The sequence below is a fragment of the Streptomyces luteireticuli genome (assembly GCF_041519305.1).
Lineage (GTDB): Bacteria > Actinomycetota > Actinomycetes > Streptomycetales > Streptomycetaceae > Streptomyces > Streptomyces luteireticuli.
Genome location: NZ_CP167927.1, coordinates 6,830,238 through 6,849,181, shown reverse-complemented (window position 1 = coordinate 6,849,181; position 18,944 = coordinate 6,830,238). Strand labels below are relative to the sequence as shown.

General features: G+C 71.5%; 18 protein-coding genes and 1 riboswitch. Of the genes, 11 read left to right on the top strand and 7 right to left on the bottom strand.

The features are described 5' to 3' along the window. The first annotated feature begins 80 nt into the window (after positions 1–80). On the top strand, positions 81–1,331 hold the full coding sequence (locus AB8735_RS30775) for an MFS transporter (protein ID WP_372410823.1): 1,251 nt from the start codon (positions 81–83) through the stop codon (positions 1,329–1,331). A gap of 114 nt (positions 1,332–1,445) precedes the next feature. Here the strand turns inward: AB8735_RS30775 and AB8735_RS30770 are convergent, their stop codons facing one another. Further along, positions 1,446–1,949, bottom strand: a complete 504-nt coding sequence (locus AB8735_RS30770) for a hotdog fold thioesterase (RefSeq protein ID WP_372410822.1) — start codon at positions 1,947–1,949, stop codon at positions 1,446–1,448. A gap of 134 nt (positions 1,950–2,083) precedes the next feature. Between AB8735_RS30770 and AB8735_RS30765 the strand changes: the two genes are divergently transcribed. The 4 genes from AB8735_RS30765 (at position 2,084) to AB8735_RS30750 (ending at position 4,876) form a co-directional block, all read left to right on the top strand. Further along, entirely contained in the window at positions 2,084–2,842 is a 759-nt protein-coding gene (locus AB8735_RS30765; RefSeq protein ID WP_344021917.1) for an alpha/beta fold hydrolase, read from the top strand. Further along, complete coding sequence (locus AB8735_RS30760) at positions 2,835–3,605, top strand: alpha/beta fold hydrolase (RefSeq protein WP_344021915.1); 771 nt, start codon at positions 2,835–2,837, stop codon at positions 3,603–3,605. Before AB8735_RS30765 ends, AB8735_RS30760 begins: the two co-directional genes overlap by 8 nt. Positions 3,606–3,711: 106 nt before the next feature. Beyond that, positions 3,712–4,227: a DinB family protein gene (locus tag AB8735_RS30755; protein ID WP_344021913.1), complete on the top strand. Its 516-nt coding sequence runs from the start codon at positions 3,712–3,714 to the stop codon at positions 4,225–4,227. A gap of 313 nt (positions 4,228–4,540) precedes the next feature. Then, on the top strand, positions 4,541–4,876 hold the full coding sequence (locus AB8735_RS30750) for a hypothetical protein (RefSeq protein ID WP_344021911.1): 336 nt from the start codon (positions 4,541–4,543) through the stop codon (positions 4,874–4,876). Between the two features lie 82 nt (positions 4,877–4,958). Here AB8735_RS30750 and AB8735_RS30745 read toward each other — a convergent pair whose 3' ends face one another. The 4 genes from AB8735_RS30745 to AB8735_RS30730 are packed head-to-tail and all read right to left on the bottom strand — an operon-like array spanning position 4,959 to position 7,676. Continuing rightward, positions 4,959–5,930 carry a sporulation-delaying protein SdpB family protein gene (locus AB8735_RS30745; protein ID WP_344022303.1) on the bottom strand — a complete coding sequence of 324 codons (972 nt, stop codon included), beginning with the start codon at positions 5,928–5,930 and terminating at the stop codon, positions 4,959–4,961. An 8-nt stretch (positions 5,931–5,938) separates the two neighbouring features. Next, positions 5,939–6,571 (bottom strand): SdpA family antimicrobial peptide system protein, encoded by a 633-nt coding sequence (locus tag AB8735_RS30740; RefSeq protein WP_372410820.1) that lies wholly within the window; start codon positions 6,569–6,571, stop codon positions 5,939–5,941. Beyond that, positions 6,568–7,245, bottom strand: coding sequence for a hypothetical protein (locus AB8735_RS30735; RefSeq protein WP_372410818.1), 678 nt, complete (start codon positions 7,243–7,245; stop codon positions 6,568–6,570). Before AB8735_RS30735 ends, AB8735_RS30740 begins: the two co-directional genes overlap by 4 nt. A gap of 47 nt (positions 7,246–7,292) precedes the next feature. Continuing rightward, positions 7,293–7,676, bottom strand: a complete 384-nt coding sequence (locus AB8735_RS30730; protein WP_372410817.1) for an SdpI family protein — start codon at positions 7,674–7,676, stop codon at positions 7,293–7,295. 211 nt (positions 7,677–7,887) lie between these two features. Here AB8735_RS30730 and AB8735_RS30725 point away from each other — a divergent pair, with 211 nt between their 5' ends. Continuing rightward, positions 7,888–8,541, top strand: coding sequence for a class I SAM-dependent methyltransferase (locus tag AB8735_RS30725; protein WP_372410816.1), 654 nt, complete (start codon positions 7,888–7,890; stop codon positions 8,539–8,541). A gap of 66 nt (positions 8,542–8,607) precedes the next feature. Here AB8735_RS30725 and AB8735_RS30720 read toward each other — a convergent pair whose 3' ends face one another. Together AB8735_RS30720 and AB8735_RS30715 are read right to left on the bottom strand one after the other, a co-directional pair. After that, positions 8,608–10,827: an NADP-dependent isocitrate dehydrogenase gene (locus tag AB8735_RS30720; protein ID WP_372410815.1), complete on the bottom strand. Its 2,220-nt coding sequence runs from the start codon at positions 10,825–10,827 to the stop codon at positions 8,608–8,610. Positions 10,828–10,920: 93 nt separating this feature from the next. Continuing rightward, positions 10,921–12,591, bottom strand: a complete 1,671-nt coding sequence (locus AB8735_RS30715) for an APC family permease (RefSeq protein WP_372410814.1) — start codon at positions 12,589–12,591, stop codon at positions 10,921–10,923. Positions 12,592–12,901: 310 nt separating this feature from the next. Further along, positions 12,902–13,076: riboswitch (M-box (ykoK) riboswitch) on the top strand. A gap of 297 nt (positions 13,077–13,373) precedes the next feature. On the opposite strand from AB8735_RS30715, the gene AB8735_RS30710 reads away from it, so the two are divergent. The 5 genes from AB8735_RS30710 to AB8735_RS30690 all read left to right on the top strand — a co-directional run bounded on the left by AB8735_RS30710 (position 13,374) and on the right by AB8735_RS30690 (position 18,935). Beyond that, a complete protein-coding gene (locus AB8735_RS30710; RefSeq protein ID WP_344021896.1) occupies positions 13,374–15,029 on the top strand; it encodes an NRAMP family divalent metal transporter in 1,656 nt (551 codons plus the stop codon). Between the two features lie 117 nt (positions 15,030–15,146). Further along, entirely contained in the window at positions 15,147–15,326 is a 180-nt protein-coding gene (locus AB8735_RS30705; protein WP_372410813.1) for a hypothetical protein, read from the top strand. Between the two features lie 47 nt (positions 15,327–15,373). Continuing rightward, positions 15,374–15,739 (top strand): hypothetical protein, encoded by a 366-nt coding sequence (locus AB8735_RS30700; protein ID WP_372410811.1) that lies wholly within the window; start codon positions 15,374–15,376, stop codon positions 15,737–15,739. A 158-nt stretch (positions 15,740–15,897) separates the two neighbouring features. Then, positions 15,898–17,589 (top strand): ABC transporter permease, encoded by a 1,692-nt coding sequence (locus tag AB8735_RS30695; protein WP_372411945.1) that lies wholly within the window; start codon positions 15,898–15,900, stop codon positions 17,587–17,589. A gap of 14 nt (positions 17,590–17,603) precedes the next feature. Then, positions 17,604–18,935 (top strand): nitrate/sulfonate/bicarbonate ABC transporter ATP-binding protein, encoded by a 1,332-nt coding sequence (locus AB8735_RS30690; protein ID WP_344021888.1) that lies wholly within the window; start codon positions 17,604–17,606, stop codon positions 18,933–18,935. Positions 18,936–18,944 lie beyond the last annotated feature (9 nt).

Below are 18,944 nucleotides of genomic sequence, written 5' to 3'. Positions count from 1 at the left end.
CCGGGACCGCGGGCGTTCCCCGGAACCGCTCCGTCCGGAGCGCGCTCCCGCCCCTTCTGGAGGACTCGTTGAGTACGCGCATGATCAATGCGGTGTTCCCCAGCCCGCCGGCGCGCCGGCCGGTCCTGCTCATGACCCTGGGGTCGTTCACGCTGGGCACCGACGCCTTCCTCGTCAGCGGCGTGCTGCCCGAGGTCGGTGACGACCTCGGGGTGTCCGTGGGCACCGCCGGCCTGCTGATCACCGTCTTCGCCGCCGTCTACGCCGTCGCCGGGCCCTTACTGGCCGTCGGCACCGGCAGCCTCGACCGCCGCAGGGTCCTCATGTACTCCCTGGTCGGCTTCGTCCTGGCCAACCTGCTGGCCGCGGCCGCCACCGACTACACCGTGATGATGGTCGCCCGGGTGCTCGCCGCCCTCTCGGCCGCGATGTACATGCCCTCCGCCTCGTCCAGCGCCGCGACCATCGTCGCCCCCGCCGAACGCGGCCGCGCCCTGACCGCCATCCTCGGCGGCCTCACCCTCGCCAGCGCCCTCGGCGTCCCCCTGGGCACCGTCATCGCCAACTTCGTGAACTGGCGGGCCGCGTTCGTCTTCGTCGCCGCGCTCAGCCTCGTCGCCCTGGTCGGCCTCGCCCGCGCCCTGCCCGCCGTGCCGTCCGCCGGCGTCGCCTCCCTCGCCGCGCGCGCCCGCGCCGCCGTCCTGCCCGGCGTGCCGTCGATCCTGCTCGGCAGCCTGATGACCTATGCCGCGATGTTCGGGCTCTACGCCTATCTGGCCTGGTTCGTCGACAAGACCGCCGGTATCGACGGCGGCGCCCTCACCTGGGTCTACCTGGTCTACGGCGTGTGCGGCGTGGTCTCCAACTTCGCGGCCGGCTGGCTGATCGACCACTTCCCCCCGCAGCGGATCGCGGTGCTCTCCACGACCCTCCTCGTCGGCGTCATGGGGCTGCTCGCCGTCCTCGCGCGCTACGGCGGCGACAACGCCACCACCGTCGTCTGCCTGTTCGCGCTGACCGTCCTGTGGTCGCTCATCGGCTGGACCGTCAACCCTGCCCAGCAGAAGCGGCTGGTCAACGCCGGCGGGGAGCACACCCAGGTGGTGCTCTCGCTGTCCGGCTCGGCCGTCTACGCCGGCCAGGCGCTCGGCAGCCTCGCCGGCGGACTCGTCCTCGGCCACGGCGCGTTCGCCCTCGGCCTGACCGGGCTCGGCCTCCAGGTACTCACCCTCGCCGTCATGGGCTTCTCGCTGCGCGGCGGACGGGGCCGGAAGACGGCGGCGGGCGCCCCCGCACAGGCGGCGCCCGCTTCGGAGCCCTCCAAGAGCTGAGCGGGATTGTCGAAGTCCGGTGCAGTGCCGCGCCCCATAAGGGGCGCGGGGAACTGCGCGCCCAGCCACGACGGCGCCGCAGCCGACCGACACCCCATCGCAGCCAGCGCAGCGCTACCGCTGGCGCACCCCGCAGGTCACCCGCGCGCTGCACAGCCGGCGTCCCTTGTCGTCACGGATCGCCACGTCGTAGGTGACCGAGCCCAACCCCCGGTGCAGCGCCACCGCTTCACCGTGCACCGTGCCGGAACGCGCGGCCCGGTGGTGCGTGGCGCTCACCTCCGCCCCGTAGGCGACGCGCGACGGACCGGCGTGCAGCACGGCGCCGATCGAGGCCAGCGTCTCGGCGAAGGCCAGCGACGCCCCGCCGTGCAGCATGCTGTACGGCTGGGTGTTGCCCGCCACCGGCATGGACCCGGCGACCCGTTCGGCGCTCGCCTCGGTCACCTCCATGCCGAGCTTGGCGTACAGGGCGTCGGGGACGCAGCCGTGCCCCTGCATGATCTCCGTCAGCGCGGCGGGCAGGTGCTCGGGGAAACAGGCGGCCGACGCGTCGGTGGTGACGGACGGGGCCTCGGTGGTGGGGAACGGTGCCTCGGTGGTTAAGGTCTTCTCCATCCGGCCACTGTAGGCGGCCGGTTGACGTCCGCGGGGCCCCGGCCGGCACCCATCAGGCCCCGGCCGGCGCCCGGCCGGCAGCCATGGGGGCCCCGGCCCGCACTCCTCGCCCGCCCGCTCAGTACGCTCGCACCGTGAGCACCGACCCGATCATCCGCCCCCGCCCCGTCCCGGGCGCCCGGCTGCGCCTCTTCGTCCTCCACCACGCCGGCGGTTCGCACGTCCCCTACCGGGCGTGGGCCGGCCTCCTGCCGCCGGACTGGGAGCTGTGCCTGATGGAGGCCCCGGGCCGGGCCACCCGTCCCGGGCGGCCGCACACCTCGGCGGCCGAACTCGCGGAAACGTTCCTCGACGACCTCCGGCCCCATCTCGACTCCCCTTACGCCCTCTTCGGCCACAGCATGGGCGCCATCACCTCCTACGAACTGACCCTCGCCCTCCGCGACCGCGGTCTGCCGCTCCCCCGCTGGCTGGGCCTGTCCGCCATCAACCCGCCCGAGCACCACCCGCGCCCCGAGCAGCGGTTCGGCCTCCCCGACCCCGAACTGCTGGAGGCCGTCGTCGCCCTGGGCGGCACCCCGCGCGAGACCCTGGAACACCCCGAGCTCTGGCGGATGATCGAGCCCGTCCTCCGCGCCGACCTGCGCCTGGCCGAGTGCTGGCGGCCGCGTGCCGACGCCGCCCCGCTGCCCGTTCCGCTCTCGGTCTTCGCCGGGGCCGAGGACCCCTACGCCTTCCCGCACCTGATGCACACCTGGGCGGCCCGGACGACCCTGTTCCGGGGGGTGCGGACGCTGTCCGGCGGCCACTTCTACTTCCAGCCGGACCCGGCGCCGCTGGTGGCGGCGATCGTGGCCGCGCTCCAGGAGGAGACGGCCCGCAGCCATGTCTGAGTCCGGCCGGGAGGAGGAGCGGCGGGTGCTCGGCCTCGCCCCGGTGGCACCCCCCGGGCGCGGCCGGTACGGCGGCCGTCCGGAGCAGGAGTACGACCTGTGGCCGGGCGAGGGCCCCCTGGTGGTGCTGCTGCACGGCGGCTTCTGGCGCTACGACCGCACGCATCTGACGCCGCTGGCGGCCCACTTGGCGCAGCACGGCTTCACCGTCGCGCTGCCCGGCTTCCGCCTCTCGGGCGGGTCCGGCGGGTACCCGGAGACCTTCGACGACGTCGCGCTGGCCCTGGACACGATCCCGGGCGGGCGCCCGTACGTCCTGGCCGGGCACAGCTCGGGCGGGCACCTCGCGCTGTGGGCGGGGGCGCGGGGGCTGCTGCCCCCGGACTCGCCCTGGTTCACCCGGGACCTGCCCTCGGCGGTCCTGGCCCTGGCGCCGGTCGCCGACCTCGCCGCCACGGTCCGTGACGGTCTGAGCGACGACGCCGCCCTCCAACTCCTGGGCGGGACCGGCCTCGTACCGGACCGCCTCCCTCTGGCCGACCCGCTCTCGCTGGTGCGGACCGCGGGCACCACCGGGGTGCCGACGGTCCTGCTGCACGGCGAGGCGGACGAGGAGGTTCCGCCGGCGCAGTCGGCGGCGTACGCGGCGGCGCACACCGATGCCGAGCTGCTCCTTCTCCCCGGAACCGGCCATTACACGCCCATCGAGCCCGGCGCGGAGGCGTGCCGCACGGTGATCGACGTCCTGAAGCGCCTGGCATAGTCCCGTACGCCCCGCCCACCGGCACGGAACCTCTCCGTCCGCCGTGAGCGGGGCACTACCGTGGGTAGCTTGTTCCGCTTGTCCCGGAAGAAAGCGAGCACGATCGTTGAACGATCCCACGGCCACGGTCACCGAACGTTCCGCCGAACAGCTGCTCCGGATGGAGGAGTTGGTGGGCATACTCACTGACGCGCAGTACCTCCACCGCCCCCGGGACGCCAGTGGCATCGCCCCCCATGTGCGCCACTGCGTGGACCACTACTCCGCGATCCTCGCCGGCGCGGACAGCGGCACCGTCGACTACGACCGGCGCACCCGCGGCGGCGTCCTGGAGCACGACCGCCGCGCGGCGCTGGCCCGTCTGGCCAACCTCCGGACCCGCGTGCGCACCATGCCCCCGCGCGACCTCGGCTGTCCCGTGGAGGTCGTCACCGTCGTCGGCGCCGACGGCGCGCTGGCCCGCACCCGTTCGACCGTCGGCCGGGAGCTGCTCTTCGTCTCCCACCACGCCGTCCACCACCTGGCGATGATCGTGCCGATCGCCCGCTCGCTGGGCGTCCCCGTCCCGCCGGACCTCGGCTACGCGCCGGCGACACTGGCCGCGGGAGCGGGACCGGCCTGACGCGCGCTCCGCCCCCGGCGGGCGGAGTCCCCCCGACGTACGCCTTCCGTGCGCCGGGCCACGACCTGGCCCTCCGCACGGCGTACGGGAGCGCGACGCGGGCGTGTCCGGGACGGCGTACACCAGCCGCCCGGAGCCGGGCGGCACGGGCCACCGCACGGCCTCCCCGCCCCACGACCGTCCCACGACCGTCGCGGCTCCGTCCTCCTCCGCGGCCGCCGGTCTGGCACGCACCGCCGGAAGGGACTACGGTCTGCTCCCCGCCCCTGGCCGGAAGTCACCGCACACCCGCATGAGGACAGGACAACAGGACATGAGTGATGCATCTGTTGCGCAGCTGGCCGCTCCCTCGGTCGACGGAGCGGTGGACGGCGTCGTCGTGCTGAACGGATCGTCGGGGCTCATCGTGCGCATCGAGCCGTATCCGCGGATGACCCGCGGCGACGAGGTCCAACTCCGCTGGGACACCGGGGTGCTGCGCACCTCGCTGGTCGACCGGAGGGTGGTCGGAGCCGACGAGGTGGGCCGGAGCACCCTGTTCACCATCGGACGCTCCATGCCCGGGACCATCCGGGTCAGTTACCTGGTCGGGCACCCGGGCGGCGGCTGGCGCTCCTCGCCGGCGCTGATGCTGACCGTCCGCCGCTGACCGGATTGCGTCGCACAAGGCCCCTGTGCCGATGGGGCACAGGGGCTCACCTGCACAGGGGCCTTGTCGGCCTGCTCTCCTGCTACGAACCGATCGCCACCGCGTCGGTCCTGTTCGCCGGTTCGGGATCCGCCGGCGCGGACGGGTGGTCTTCCCGGGCGGAGCCGCGGGTGCGCGCCAACAGGCCCTTCAACCGCGGGACGTTCACGTCCAGACCCCGGGACGCCGCGCAGACGACCGCCCCCACCATGATGAACCCGAAGGAGACGATCCCGAGCTGAAGGATGATCAGCACGTGGAGGCCTGCGCTCACCAGCGCGGCCACCGCCTGCCGGGACCCGCGCCGCAACAGCAGCAGCGCGATCATGCACTCCGCGAACATCGCTCCCCATGCGGACAGGAGGGCGAGCAGAGTGATGCTCGTCGACCAGCGGAACAGATCGGCGAACAGGCCGGACGCCCCGAAGTTCTCCATACGCGCGACGTAATAGGTCGCGCTGCCTTCCGACCACGGGCCGACGGACAGTTTCGCCAGGGCGCTGTCGAGATAGATGTACGCGACCTGGAGTCGCACGCCCCACCAGCCGGCCCAGGCGATCCCCTGCCAGACCGACCCCTTCCGCTCTTCACCACCGGGTCGTTGCCAATGCCACGTCCGCCTGTCATTGGCACAGGCCAGGATGAGGAAGAAGGTGACGACCTGCGCGACGGCATCGCCGCCGTCGGGCAGCGATACCGACTGGCCGATGGAGAGCGATGCCCAGAAATGCAGCACGGTCGTATACCGGGGCAGGATCCCGCTCGCGACGACCAGAAGCAGCGCCAGAACAACGAAGTTGAGGAGCTGCCGGTCCGTGGAGTCCGCCAGGCAGTACAGCGACATGGCCTGGGCCGAGGTCGAGCAGTCGACCTTGATCTCATCCCCGCCCACCGGGACGAAGAGATGCGATGCCGGCGTAAAGATCAGGATCGACGCCTGGGCAAGCGCGATCATCGATCTGCCCACCCCGAGAGCCCGGGACTCGGCAGGAAAACGCCGGACGGATCGCTCCATCAGCACGGCTAGTCGTTTCGCGTACACTTCGCCTCCACAAGAGCGGCCTTCTTGTCGAGGCGCCAACCTTTGTACTTGTCGCGGAACTTCCACGGGACGGGCCTCGTCTCCACGAGTACCAACCGCCCGCAAAGAGTCGGCACCGGGGACGGATTGGTGACGGAGACGGGCGCCGAGGACCCGGCGACCACGGCCGGGCAATCCCCCTCCAGCTCCTCGCAGTCCTTCCACTCCCGCACCTGGTTCGCCATGTTGGCGACCTCCGGACCTTGCGCACGCTGACGCCGCGTCAGTCCGTAGAGATTGTCGGCGCGCGAATTCGGCAGTCGCGACGCATAGGCGACACCATCACCGGACACGGTGTAGGGAACGAACTCGGGATCGCTCGGAGGTTTTGTGAAGAAGGCCCAACTCTGGGGCAGGAACCTCGCCGACAGCGCCCGGAGATCACCCCCGTCACGCGTGGAAAGCACATTGCTCGGAAGGGAGAAGAAGATTGAACCGGCCAGCAGAGCTCCGACCAGGAGAATGCCGCCCGCGGCAGAGACCAGACCTGATATCGAGCGAATCGACTCGGGGTCCCTCCCCCCAGGGGTCGGCTCGTCGGCGTTCTGCTCGGTGGTCGCCGGGCCGCGACTCACGTCAGCGCGTTGGTCAGAGCGCCGACGAACGCGTCGCGCTCGATGCCCGAACCGCTCGGCTTGCCGTCCTCGAGGTACCACGTGACGACCACGAGGGTGGCGAGGGCGTTGGTGGCGACTCCGGCGTTCGTGTACACAGCCGCGTTGGCGGCTCCCAGGGCGTTCACATAGATGGCCACGTACGCGCCCATGTAGAACCAGCCGGCGGCCCGCACCTGGGCCTTGCCGGTGTTCACCGGCTGACCGTTCTTCTTGAGGAAGTCGTTGAAGGTCACCGAGAAGTCGCGGAGCGCGGCGTCGACGCGCACCGGGTCACCGGAATGGAACGGAACCGCCATTTTCTTGTGGAACTCGGGGTGGGCGGCCAGGTACCCCTTGATGACCTTCTTCAGCGCCGCTTGATCGGTCTGCGGCTTGGAGGCGTTGAATCCGAGCATCCGCTTCAGCTCGGGATGCGCGTCCGCGATCGGGCCCTGGGCGGCGAGGAGCAGCTGCAGCAGCTCCGTGTCGCTGTACTTGGCCGTCTCCTTCGCCGCCTCCTTGAGCTGCGCCTTGCCCGGCGCGGAAACCGCGCGGCCGTCGGCGGCAACGGCGCTCTGGGCGGCGACGCCGCCCACCGCGATGATGGAGCTCGCCACCACGGTGGCAATGATGTTCCTGGATGTGAACTTCACGATGTCCTCCCCTGACATGTGATGCAGTCCAGCCCGCGCCGAACTGCCTATTTCTCACGAGTCGCTGCGCGCGCAGCCGAATTCGCCTTGACCGACGCTGCCGTGAGCAGCGCGAGAACCGCGCCGATTCCGATCAGCGGGACGATGATGACCGCCGGATTCCTGGTGTCGCCCAGCATCAGCGCCAGGCCGATCGCCAAGGTGGTCGCACCCACCGCATAGGCGGTCAGGCAGGTCACCGTCAGCATCGGGGTCGCCGCGGCGTGCCCGGCCTCCCAGGCGCTGTCCGAGGACATCGTCGCCTTGGTCCGGATGCCGATCACCGAGTTGCGCCGGATGTTTCCGCTCGCCACTTGGTTCTTCATGTAGTGGATCAGCGCGCCCAGCGTGAGCAGGCCTACGCCGAATACCAATCCCGCGACCGGATCCATTGCTTCGTCCTCCAAGGACGTAGACATCATCGTCAACTGCGATGCCGGAACTCGCGCATGAATTCCTCTGGCCGACAACGCCGTTCGAGTGCGGGACTCATCCCATCAAAGGAACGGCCCCCCGGGGAGTGGCATCCTCACGGGAGCGGCGTGAATCCTTCACGCGGAGCCCGGGCGCCCCCCTGCCCCCGTACGGGATACGGTCACGACCATGACCGAACCCGACTTCCTCCGCACCACCCGCACGTCGTACGACACCATCGCCGCCGACTACGCCGACCGCTTCCGCGACGAGCTCGCGTCCAAGCCCCTGGAGCGCGCGCTGCTCTCCGGCTTCGCCGAGCTGGTACGGGACAGTGGCCCCGTCCTCGACGTCGGGTGCGGCACCGGCCGGGTGACGGCCCATCTGGCCGGGCTGGGGACGGCGGTGTCGGGAGTCGACCTCTCCCCCGGAATGATCGAGATCGCCCGTCGCGACCACCCGCACCTGCGCTTCGACGTCGGCTCGATGCTCGAACTGGACGTACCGGACGGCTCGCTCGGCGGGCTGCTGGCCTGGTACTCGGTCATCCATGTGCCGAGGGAGCAACGGCCGCGGGTCTTCGCGGAGTTCCACCGGGTGCTCGCGCCGGGCGGACAGGTGCTGCTCGGCTTCCAGGTGGGCGACGAGACGTCGCACCGCACGGAGGGGTTCGGCCGCCCGATAGCGCTGGACTTCCACCGGCTGCAGCCGGACGAGATCGCGGAGATGCTGTGCCGGGCCGGGCTGGAGGTGCACACCCGGATGGTGCGCGAGCCGCAGGACACGGCCGCGTTCGAGGTGACGCCGCAGGGCTTCCTGCTGGCGCGCAGGCCGGCCCCGTAGAGACGGAACCGCCCCGGCCGGCACGAGGCCGACCGGGGCGGAAAACCGACGGTCCGTCAGGCTCCGTCAGACGAGCGACGCGATCGCCGCGTTGAACGTCTGCGACGGGCGCATGACCGCGGCCGCCTTGGCCGGGTCGGGCTGGTAGTAGCCGCCGATGTCGGCCGGGGAGCCCTGGACGGCGATGAGCTCGTCGACGATCTTCCCCTCCTGCGCGGTCAGGGTCTCCGCGAGCGGGGCGAACGCCTTGGCCAGGTCGGCGTCGACGGTCTGCCCGGCCAGCTCCTGGGCCCAGTACAGGGACAGGTAGAAGTGGCTGCCGCGGTTGTCGATGCCGCCGACGCGACGGGTGGGCGACTTGTCCTCGTTGAGGAAGGTCGCCGTGGCGCGGTCGAGGGTGTCGGCGAGGACCTGGGCGCGGGCGTTGCCGGTGGTCTGCGCGAGGTGCTCGAAGCTGGCGGCCAGGGCGAAGAACTCGCCGAGGCTGTCCCAGCGCAGGTAGTTCTCCTTGACCAGCTGCTGGACGTGCTTCGGGGCGGAGCCGCCGGCGCCCGTCTCGAAGAGGCCGCCGCCGGCCATCAGCGGGACGACGGAGAGCATCTTGGCGCTGGTGCCCAGCTCCAGGATCGGGAAGAGGTCGGTCAGGTAGTCGCGCAGGACGTTGCCGGTGACCGAGATGGTGTCCTCGCCGCGGCGGATGCGCTCCAGGGAGAACTTGGTGGCCTCGACCGGGGACAGGATCTTGATCTCCAGGCCCTCGGTGTCGTGCTGCGGCAGGTACTGCCGGACCTTGGCGATCAGCTGGGCGTCGTGGGCGCGGTTCTCGTCCAGCCAGAAGACGGCCGGGGCGCCGGTGGCGCGGGCGCGGGTGACGGCGAGCTTGACCCAGTCCTGGACCGGCAGGTCCTTGGTCTGGCAGGCGCGGAAGATGTCGCCCTCGGAGACGGCCTGCTCCAGAACGACGTTGCCGGCCGCGTCGACGAGGCGGACCGTACCGGCGGCCGCGATCTCGAAGGTCTTGTCGTGGGAGCCGTACTCCTCGGCCTTCTGGGCCATGAGGCCGACGTTGGGGACGGAGCCCATCGTGGCCGGGTCGAAGGCGCCGTTGGCGCGGCAGTCGTCGATGACGACCTGGTAGACGCCGGAGTACGAGCTGTCGGGCAGCACCGCGAGGGTGTCGGCCTCCTTGCCGTCCGGGCCCCACATGTGGCCGGAGGTGCGGATCATGGCCGGCATCGAGGCGTCGACGATGACGTCGGACGGGACGTGCAGGTTGGTGATGCCCTTGTCGGAGTCGACCATCGCCAGCTCCGGGCCCTCGGCGAGCTCGGCGTCGAAGGACGCCTTGATCTCGTCGCCCTCGGGCAGCGCGGCCAGGCCGTTCAGGATGGCGCCGAGGCCGTCGTTCGGGGAGAGGCCGGCGGCGGCGAGCTTCTCGCCGTACGCGGCGAAGGTCTTCGGGAAGAAGACGCGCACGACGTGGCCGAAGACGATCGGGTCGGAGACCTTCATCATCGTGGCCTTGAGGTGCACGGAGAACAGCACGCCCTCGGCCTTGGCGCGGGCGACCTGCGCGGCGAGGAAGGTGTTGAGGGCGGCGGCGCGCATCACGGAGGCGTCGACGACCTCGCCGGCGATGACCGCCAGCGGCTTGCGCAGCTCGGTGACGGTGCCGTCGGCGGCGACGTGCTCGAAGCGGAGGGTGGTGTCCTCGGCGATGACGGCGGACTTCTCGGTGGAGGCGAAGTCGTCCTCACCCATGGTGGCGACGTTCGTCTTCGACTCGGGGGTCCAGGCGCCCATGCGGTGCGGGTGCGTCTTGGCGTAGTTCTTGACCGACGCGGGGGCGCGGCGGTCGGAGTTGCCCTCGCGCAGGACGGGGTTGACGGCGCTGCCCTTGACCTTGTCGTAGCGGGCGCGGATCTCGCGCTCCTCGTCGGTCTTCGGGTCGTCCACATAGTCCGGCAGCGCGTAGCCCTGGCTCTGGAGCTCGGCGACCGCGGCCTTCAGCTGCGGGATCGAGGCGGAGATGTTGGGCAGCTTGATGATGTTGGCGCCGGGGGTCTTGGCCAGGGCGCCGAGCTCGGCGAGGGCGTCGGCGATGCGCTGGCCCTCCTCCAGGTACTCGGGGAAGTGCGCGATGATCCGCCCGGCCAGGGAGATGTCGCGGTTCTCCACGGTGATCCCGGCGGTCGAGGCGTAGGCCTGGATGACGGGCAGGAACGAATGCGTCGCCAGCGCCGGCGCCTCGTCGGTGTGCGTGTAGATGATGGTCGAGTCAGTCACCGGGTGCTCCGCTCCACTCCACGTTTGCAACATTGCTTGATATCAAGATATCTCGTCGCCGGGGTGTCGCTCACCTGGCCCTGCCCCGCCGGGTCAGCGGGCGGCGGTCCCGGCGGGCTCGGGCTGCCGGGGCCCGGGGACGGCGGCGTCGGCGGCGGCTGCGTCGAGGACCGGGTCGGGGCCGGGCAGCCCGGCCTCGTGGGCGCGGACACCGGCCCGTACGGCCCAGTAGTAGAAGCCCACGGACGACAGGGCGACCAGGGCGATGTCCACGCCGCCCGGGAGGACGCCGTGGCCGCCGAACTCCGTGCTGCCGAGCGCGGACAGCAGGGCCAGCCAGAGCAGGAAGGCGATCATCCACCAGGCGGGGGCGAACTGCCGGGCGAGGCTCTTCTCGCCCTTGCGGCGCAGCACCACGGCGGCGATCGGCACGGAGACCAGGGTGAGGAGGGCGACCTTGCCGGTGTTGGGCCACTTCGACCAGTACAGGGCGCAGGCGGCGAAGGCGAAGGTCACCGGGCAGAGCACGGCCGCGGCGGGCAGCTTGAACGGGCGGGGCAGCTGCGGCTTGGTCTTCCGGAAGACGCCGACGGCGATCGGGCCCATGAGGTAGGAGACGACCATCGCGGCGGAGACGACGCTGGCCAGGGCCTCCCAGCTGTGCCCGATGGTGAGCAGCAGGAGGACGGAGAAGCCCAGGTTGAGCCACATCGCGGGGCGGGCGACACCGTAGCGGGGGTGCACCTCGGCGATCTTCTTGGGGAAGAAGCCGGTCTCGGCGAGGTTCTGCGCGAGGTAGGCGGAGGAGGCGACGTTGCCGATGTTGGCGCCGTTCGGCGAGATGAAGGCGCCGAACTGGAGCATGGTGACGACCCAGTGGAGCATCAGCAGCTTGGCGAGGTCGGCGAAGGGCGAGGCGAAGTTGATGCCGCTCCAGCCGCCGGCCTCGGCGAGCTTCTCGGGGGGCACGGCGCCGAGGAAGGCGACCTGCAGCGCGAGGTAGATGACCAGGCCGAGGGAGAGCGCGCCGACGAGGGCGAGCGGGATGGCGCGGCCGGGGTTCTTGGCGGTGCCGCCGAGGTTGACGACGGCCTGGAAGCCGTTGAAGGCGAAGACGACGCCGGAGGCGGTGACGGCGGTGAGCACCGCGGACCAGCCGTTGGGGGCGAAGCCGCCGTGGGAGGTGAAGTTGCCGGTGTGGAAGCCGGAGGCGATGAGCGCGCCGCAGGCGAGGACCGGGATGGCGAACTTGACCAGGGTCAGCAGGTTGTTGGCCCGGGCCAGCAGGGTGACCGACCAGTAGCAGGCGAGCCAGAGGGCGAAGGTCAGGACGAGCGCGGTGGCGATGCCGGTGGCGCTCAGGCTGCCGTTCGAGACCAGGCCGCGGGCCCAGCCGTAGTTCCAGGACGACATGTACTGGGTGCCGGCGATGGCCTCGATGGGGATCAGCGAGGCGGTGGCGATCCACACGGCCCAGCCGGTGACGAAGCCGAGCACCGGGCCGTGCGAGATGGAGCCGAAGCGGGCCATGGCGCCGGGCAGCGGATAGGCGGCGCCGACCTCGGCGTAGGACATGGCGATCATGCCGATGAAGATCGCGCCGATCACCCAGGCCACCAGCGCGGCGGGGCCGGCGACCTGTGCGGCCTGGCCGGCCCCGAAGAGCCAGCCGGAGCCGAAGATGGACCCCAGCCCGATCATGATCAGGGCGAAGAGGCTGAGCCCCTTCTTGTTGCCCGCGTTATTGGCCGCGCTCAGGTCCACGAGGTGCTTTCCGTTCTGCCGGGAAACTGGTGACGCCACCTGCCGGGCCGGGCGGAGAGGTCCGCCCGCGCCACTCACCGGCCTGGTTCACCGCACATCGAAACTCGCGAGACAGCCGAAAACGCAACAGCGACATCAGACATAGTACGACAACCGACGGTAACGGCCCGGGCCCGGAAGGGCGGGCTCCGTCACAGCCCGTAGACCTCGGGGTCAAGCTTGTGTCAAGTAGTTGCGTCAACGCGCAAGTACGGCGCTATGCTGCTGAGCGTTCGCAGTGCTCACAACAGCGATGCAAACAGCGATGTATGAGGCACCTCGTTCGGTGAGGCGTCTTCACGGACACAGGCCACTGACCCCACGACGTCGAGAGACGCCCAGGTTCAGGACAGGTCTCCCCGGCCTAAGGGGTGATCCCAAGTGGCTGCCCCGCCTGCGGGGACTACGCCGTGGAGTGCCAAAGCTCTGACGAGTTGGGGTGAACCGGTCATGGGCCGGTCCGCTCCTTGCCGTGTCGTACGGCGCCCCCGCGCGCCCCGGCCGGGAGGAGGCGAGAGACATGGATGGCAGTCACAGTCACAGTAGTCAGGGCCACATCCGGCCCCGCATCCGCACGTCCTCGTTGACCTCCGGAACGCGGTAACCACCTTCCCTGCGCGCCCGCGCCCAGCACCCACCCGTGCGGTATCCACCGCCCCGGGTCCTCGTGCTGCCCGCCCGCAGGGGGGATCGCTGCCGCGTGCCCTGAACCTCCCCTTTTGACGGGGGACCGGGAGGCTGTCATGACCGACCTCACCACCACCGCCACGCCGCCGCCGGTGACGGCGCACCGCACCGCCGTCCTCGACGACGCCCACGTCGGCGACATCCGCGGCGCCCTCGGCACCATCAGGATGGACGACACGGCCCCGCGCCGCGGCCTGTCCGCCAAGCTCAGGACGCTCCTCGCGATCATCGGCCCCGGCCTCATCGTCATGGTCGGCGACAACGACGCCGGCGCCTTCGGCACCTACAGCCAGGCCGGGCAGAACTACGGCACCACGCTGCTGTGGACGCTGCTGCTCCTGGTGCCCGTGCTCTATGTGAACCAGGAGATGGTGCTGCGGCTCGGTGCGGTCACCGGCGTCGGGCACGCCCGGCTGATCCTGGAGCGGTTCGGGAAGTTCTGGGGCGCGTTCTCCGTCATCGACCTCTTCCTGCTCAACGCGCTGACGATCGTGACGGAGTTCATCGGCATCACCCTGGCCGTGGGCTACCTGGGACTGCCGAAGGTGCCCAGCGTGCTGCTGGCCGCGGTGATCGTGGTGGCCGCCGCGTCCACCGGCTCCTTCCGGCGCTTCGAGCGCACCGCCGTCCTGCTCTGCGCGGGCTCGCTGCTGCTGATCCCGGTCTACTTCCTCGTCCACCCGTCCACCGGGCGGATGGCGCACGACTTCGTCGTCCCCGGCATGCCGCACGGCGCCCAGCTCTCCGACGTCATGCTGCTGATCATCGCGATCGTCGGCACCACCGTGGCCCCCTGGCAGCTGTTCTTCCAGCAGTCGTACGTGATCGACAAGCGCATCACCCCCCGGTTCATGCGCTACGAGAAGGCCGATCTGTGGCTGGGCATCGTGATCGTGGTCCTCGGCGCGGCGGCCATGATGGGCTTCTGCGCCGCCGCCTTCGCCGGGCACGCCGAGTTCGGCAACTTCACCGACGCCGGTGACGTCGCCGTCGGACTGGAGAAGTACGCGGGGAAGACCGCGGGCGTGCTGTTCGCCATCGCGCTGCTGGACGCCTCGATCATCGGCGCCTCCGCCGTCTCCCTCTCGACGGCCTACGCCATCGGCGACGTGATGGGCCTCAAGCACTCGCTGCACCGCGGCGTACGCGGCGCCAAGGGCTTCTACGCGGTCTTCGCCGGCCTGATCCTCGCCGCCGCGATCATCGTGGTCATTCCGGGCTCCCCGCTCGGCCTGCTCACCGAGGGCGTCCAGACCCTCGCCGGCGTCCTGCTGCCCTCCGCCTCGGTCTTCCTGCTGCTGCTCTGCAACGACAAGGCCGTGCTCGGCCCCTGGGTCAACGGCCGCGCGATGAACGTCTTCACCTCGGTGGTCGTCGCCGTGCTCGTCACCCTGTCGGTGATCCTGACCGCGGCCGTGGTGTTCCCCGGCATCACCTCGGGCGCGATCCTCGACATCATGGGCGTCTGCGGCGTCGCGGGCATCCTCGCCCTCGGGTACGCCGAGACGCGCCGCCGCCGCAAGGGCTGGGCGCTCTCCGGACCGGTGGACCGCACCGGCCGGGACACCTGGCGCATGCCGCCCCTGGACGAGCTGCCCAGGCCGCTGATCTCCACCGGCCGCAAGGTCGGCCTCACCGCCCTGCGCGCCTACCTGCTCGCGGCCATGGTCCTGGTGATCGTCCGCATCGCGCAGCTGGCCCTGGGCCACTGAGGCGCCACCGGAACGCCCGGGGCGGCGGCCCTCCCCTCACCGCCGCCGCCCCGGGAACACCCCTTCCCCCTGCGGGACTTGTCCCGTACCCCACCGTGCCACGGAGGTGACCGAAGCATGTCCGTCCTGTCCGTCCTCCACGTCCCCCGGACCCCGTACCCGACCGCGACGGGCCTCCGCGCTCCCCTCCGCACCGCCCTCCGCACGGCGCTGCGCCGCGTCGCCGACGGCGCCGTCGACAGCCCCGTCCTGCACACGACGGGCGCCCCGGCACGCCCCCGGCCGCGCGCCCACTGACCGCCGCCCCAACTCCTTTCCGACATCCGACCCCCGGGAGGTGTCCCATGAAGCTCCTGCCCCGCCGCCTCCGCCCGGCCCCGCGCCCCGCGCCGGTGACCGGCACCCTCCACGCCCTGTGCGACCGCCGCGTCGAGGGCAAGGTCCGCGCCCTGTGCGTGCTGGCCTTCGCCTCCGCCGACGGCAGGCTGGACGGCCTGCGCGTCGTCGCGGCCGACAACGGCGCCACCGTCCTCCTGCGGGTGGACTTCACCCTGGACGGCCCGTCCCCCTCCCTGGAACGCCTGGTGGACCGGCTCTCCGGGGAACGGGGCGTACGCGGCGTGCGCTGGAACGGCGGAGCACTGCCCGCGACAATGCCCTCCGGGTGTGCTCGACTGGGGGCGGAGCGCGACGAAGCGAGACTGCCGTGAGCACCGACCCGTACCACCCCGGCTGCCCCGCGGGCAGCAGCGCCTGACCCCCCTTCGGGGGGCGACGGCACGCCGCCGTCAACAGGAGCCACCCCGTGTCCTACCCGTCGCGTTCCGCCGCCTGGCGGACCTCCCTGCCCGCCCGGCTGACCGGCCGGCTGTCCCGCACCTCCTGGGTGGACGCGGTGGTGGCCGCGGCGGTGCTCGTGGGGCTGTACCTGCTGCTGCGGGTGGGCAAGGGCGTCACGGTCTCCTTCGACCCGGCGCAGGTCGTCAAGGTGGACACCGACCCCGCCGAGCTGCCGTACTACGCGGCGCGCAGCCTGCTGCGGATGTTCACCGCGCTGGCCGCCTCCGTCGTCTTCACCCTCTGCTACGCCTACGCGGCCGCCCGCAGCAGGCGGCTGGAGCGGGTACTGGTCCCGGCCCTGGACATCCTGCAGTCCGTCCCGGTGCTGGGCTTCCTGTCGGTGGCCGTGACCGGGTTCATCTCCCTCTTCCCCGGCTCCCTGCTGGGACTCGAATGCGCCTCGGTCTTCGCCATCTTCACCTCCCAGGCGTGGAACATGACCTTCGGCTTCTACCACTCGCTCATCACCCTGCCGCGCGAACTGGACGAGGTCTCGCGCTCGTTCCGCTTCACCCGCTGGATGCGCTTCTGGCGGATCGAGCTGCCGGCCGGGGCGATCGGGCTGGTGTGGAACGGGATGATGAGCTTCGGCGGCGGCTGGTTCTTCCTGGTGGCCTCGGAGGCGATCAGCGTCTCCGGGCACAAGTACGCGCTGCCGGGCGTCGGTTCGTTCGCCGGCACCGCCATCCACGACGGCGACCTGGGCAAGATCGGCTGGGCGGTCGCCACCATGACCGTCATGGTCATCGGCGTGAACTTCGTCTTCTGGCGGCCCCTGACCGCCTGGGCCGAGCGGTTCAAGAACGAGCAGTCCGAGGCCTCCGACGTCCAGCGCTCCCTGGTGCTGGACTTCGTCCGCCGCTCCTCCTGGCCGCGGCTGCTCGGCCGGCTGGCGCGCCCCGTCGGCGAGGCGCTGGGCCGGGCCGGGCGGCTGCTGGGCACCGACGACCGGCCGCTGGCCGTCAACCGGACGCGCCGCCGCACCGGCGACCTCGTCTTCGCCGTGGTGGCCGGCGGGCTGGTCGTCTGGGGCGTGCTCGACCTGCTGGGCTACCTCAACGCCCGTACGGGCCTGGGGGTGTTCGGGGAGCCGCTGCTGCTCGGGCTGGCGACCCTCGCCCGCGTCGTCGTCCTGGTGGTGGTGGCGACGGTGGTGTGGGTGCCGATCGGGGTGAGGATCGGCTTCTCGCCGAAACTGGCCCGGATCGCCCAGCCGTTCGTCCAGCTCCTGGCGAGCTTCCCCGCCAACTTCCTCTTCCCGCTGGCCACCTGGTTCTTCCTGCGGACCGGGCTGTCGATCAATATCGGCGGGGTGCTGCTGATGGCGCTCGGCGCCCAGTGGTACATCCTCTTCAACACCATCGCCGGCGCCGCGGCCGTCCCCTCCGACCTGCGCGAGGCCATGGACGACCTGGGGGTGCGCGGCTGGCAGCGCTGGAAGCGTCTCATCATCCCCGGGATCTTCCCGGCGTACGTGACCGGCGGCATCACCGCCTCTGGCGGCGCCTGGAACGCCTCGATCGTCTCCGAGGTCGTCACCTTCGGCGGCACCACGCTGACCGCCACCGGCCTGGGCGCCTACATCGCGCGGGCCACCTCCCGGGGCGACTACCCGCACCTCATCGCCGGCATCGCGGTGATGGCCCTGTACGTGGTCGGCCTCAACCGGCTGGTCTGGCGCCGCCTCTACCGCCTGGCCGAGACCCGCTACTCCCTGTGAGAAGGAGCCCTGCCATGATCCGCACCGTGACGCCGCCGCACCCCGACGGCGAGGTGCTGCTCACCGCCGAGGCGGTCACCAAGTCCTACGCCGGGGCCGACGGCGAACTCCCCGTCCTGGCCGGCATCGACCTGGAGGTGCGCGCCGGCGAGATCGTCGCCCTGCTCGGCCGCTCCGGCTCCGGCAAGTCCACGCTGCTGCGCTGTCTGGCCGGGCTGATCCCCGCCACCTCGGGCACCGTCGCCTACCGCGGCGAGCCCCTCTCCGGCGCCAACCCCGGAACGGCCATGGTCTTCCAGACCTTCGCGCTGCTGCCCTGGCTCACCGTCCAGCAGAACGTCGAACTCGGCCTGGAGGCACGGGGCGTGCCCGCCTCCGAGCGCGCCACGGCCGCCCTCCAGGCCATCGACCTCATCGGCCTCGACGGCTTCGAGTCCGCCTACCCCAAGGAGCTCTCCGGCGGCATGCGCCAACGCGTCGGCTTCGCACGGGCGTTGGTGGTCGAGCCGGACGTCCTGATGATGGACGAACCGTTCTCCGCGCTCGACGTCCTCACCGCCGAGAACCTGCGCGGCGAGCTGATGGAGCTGTGGGCGTCGGGCCAGTTCCCCACCCGGGCCGTGGTGCTGGTCACCCACAACATCGAGGAGGCCGTGCTGATGGCGGACCGCGTCGTCGTCCTCGGCTCCCGCCCGGGCACCCTGCGGGCCGCCTTCGACGTCCCGCTGGAGCGGCCCCGGGACCGCAACGCGCCCGAGTTCGACGCCCTGATCGACGCGATCTACCAGGTGATGACCGGCCGCGAGAAGGACACCGCCCCGCACCTGCCCGGCCGCTCCCCCGAACTCGCCCGCCGCACGCCCGCCAACACCCCGCTGCCCGGCGCCAGCGTCGACGGCCTCTCCGGCCTCGCCGAGATCCTCGCCATGCACGGCAACCGCTGCGACCTCGCGGACCTCGCCGAGGAGCTCGGCCTGGAGGTGGACGACCTCCTGCCCCAGGTGGACGCCCTGGACCTGCTGGGCTTCGCCGTGATCAGCGAGGGCGACCTGGTCCTCACCCCGCGCGGCACGGCCTTCGCCCGCGCCGACGTCCAGGAATCCAAGACGATCTTCGCGGAGGCGGTGCAGGAGGCCGCGCCCCTGGTCAAGCTGATCGTCACCAGCCTGCGCCGCACCGGCGGCACCCTGCGCGCCGGCTTCTTCCGCGACCTGCTGGCCCACCACTACACCAGCGAACAGGTCACCCAGCAGCTGGAGACCGCCACCGACTGGGGCCGCTACGCCGAGCTGTACTCCTACGACGCGGCGCCCGAGCAGTACGCCCTGGACGAAGGCGCCCGCTAGCCGGACACG